At 29.5% G+C, this 1964-nt stretch carries 4 protein-coding genes; all 4 read left to right on the forward strand.

What is annotated here, in order from left to right; genetic code table 11:
- A partial coding sequence (locus RCF13_RS23590) for a hypothetical protein (protein WP_308141593.1) occupies positions 1–394 on the forward strand: 394 nt, incomplete at its 5' end.
- A 60-nt stretch (positions 395–454) separates the two neighbouring features.
- The gene (locus RCF13_RS23595) at positions 455–754 is read left to right on the forward strand and encodes a hypothetical protein (RefSeq protein ID WP_001995957.1); all 300 of its coding nucleotides are present in this window, start codon (positions 455–457) and stop codon (positions 752–754) included.
- A gap of 156 nt (positions 755–910) precedes the next feature.
- Complete coding sequence (locus RCF13_RS23600; protein WP_001996032.1) at positions 911–1105, forward strand: hypothetical protein; 195 nt, start codon at positions 911–913, stop codon at positions 1103–1105.
- 15 nt (positions 1106–1120) lie between these two features.
- Positions 1121–1964 (forward strand): hypothetical protein (locus RCF13_RS23605; protein ID WP_308141594.1); only part of this gene is annotated, 844 nt, incomplete at its 3' end.

The following is a 1964-nucleotide window of genomic DNA, read 5'->3' on the forward strand; positions in this document are numbered from 1 at the left end:
AATTGAGGATCTATATAATCCAGAACAATTTTATGAATGCTGTTCCGACATATTAGAGTGGATTGAAAGTGTAGGTACTAATAATTGTGAACTAGAGAAAATAAAAAAAATAGTGAAAACATTAGATGCTACTAAAGTTCCCTTTAAGGCAACACAACAAGAATACAAAGTTTATGTAATAGACTTATTCGGAAATAAGCATCATGAGTATAAAACTAACCAAGTAGAAGTAGCAATTAACAATTATAGGAAGAGAATTTGTAAATGCAAACCAATAAAATTACATGATAAGAGTGTTGATTTAGAAAGTATGGTTTTAGATAAAACATCAGTTGAAACAACTGATTATACTTACAAAAAAGGATGGTCAAACTCAAAAGGTAAAAATGCGTGAGGTAGTTCTTGAGTTAAGTATTAAATAGTTCAGGGGGAGACTCAAAAAGGAGTGATTCTGATGGGTAAAGTTAAAATTTGGTATATTAAGACTACATTCATTAATCGTGAGGGTAAAGAGAAGAATGAAGTATACGAAATTATGATTACAAATGATAACGAGAAAGATATACTGTTTGGAGGTATAAAATTAAAAAATGCATTTGAACGATTTCCGTCTTTAGATAGATTAGAACGGTTCCTCCGGGAGAATCATTTGATGCACAAGTATTGGGATGATATACAGGCACATCAAGGTGTAGAATTTTGTGGCGAGTGGTTCAGCTTATGCTACAACTTCCAAAAGGGTAGTGCATCATAATAGAGTTGTATGATAAAATAAGAATATTAACGAATTATTTTTATTTTCATTAGACTATAATAAAACAAGCCCCTTGGGTTTACTAAGAAAGCTGTTTAGCTTTTACAAGTAAATTCAAGGGGCTTTTTTGCGTTCAAAAAAAAGGGGGAGAGTTTATTGAGTAATATTTCGACAGAAGAATTAAAAAGGTTAGTTAACGATGTTGATGTGAGGGTGGAACATGCAGAACTAAGCTTAAATGCGTTAGAACATTCATTTGGCTCTAACCTAACTGAAGAACAAAGACTAATAATAAATCAAATTCGAGGACATTTGTTTAATGCAAGAGCAGTATTATTTCAAAATAAATAAAGGGGAGAATGACTAATGTTAAAAAAAAATATAGGTGATGAATTAATACATTATGCTGGAAATATTTATATTTCTAACAAATCCAATGGTAACTTGGAAAAAGTTTATAAAAGGCAGATTGACAATAATTATAATGTTCATTATTTAGAACTTAAGCCAAGTATTTTAGAACATTTAGAAAGTATTATCATTGGAGCAAATAAAAATCAGCATCTAATAAGAGGACTTTTAACAGATAACTACGGGACGTTAGATCATTATTTGTTATTAGATGATTCAGTTAACCACAAAGATACATTTGAAAACGTATTTTTGAATTCAGCGAGATGTTTCGATTTAGTAGAAATTACATTAGCGAATTACTCTACACCTTTAAAAAAATTGTATTTTCACCAGGTGTATAATTTGTATGCAGGAGAAACAAATCGTATGTTTTCTGTATTAAGTGTAAGGAGAAATGGAGATTTTTTTCATTTAACTTATGATGGAGGAGAATTAAAGTATAGAGAACTTAGAATTCACAAAGAAATTATCGGAATTGTTTGGAATTGCGTTAATTATAACGAAAAAAATAGGGATCCAGAAGAATTAACACTGTATCAGCTAATGAGTATTGCATGGACAATTTACGTAAAAATTAGAAATAACCATATTAACCATCCAAGAATAGATGAGTTAGTAAGGTTCGATAAACGTATTAGCACAGCATATAAATTAAATTTGATTAAAAATGGAAGAAAAACTATAAGATATATTGATGTTGTATTTTATAAAGATATTTATGAAGCGATTTCAAATGAATTTCCAGGTTATGAATGCCAATCTATATCTGAAATAGAAGTATATGGATACGACTATA

The sequence above is a fragment of the Stenotrophomonas maltophilia group sp. RNC7 genome, assembly GCF_030910085.1.
In the GTDB taxonomy this organism is placed as follows: domain Bacteria; phylum Pseudomonadota; class Gammaproteobacteria; order Xanthomonadales; family Xanthomonadaceae; genus Stenotrophomonas; species Stenotrophomonas sepilia.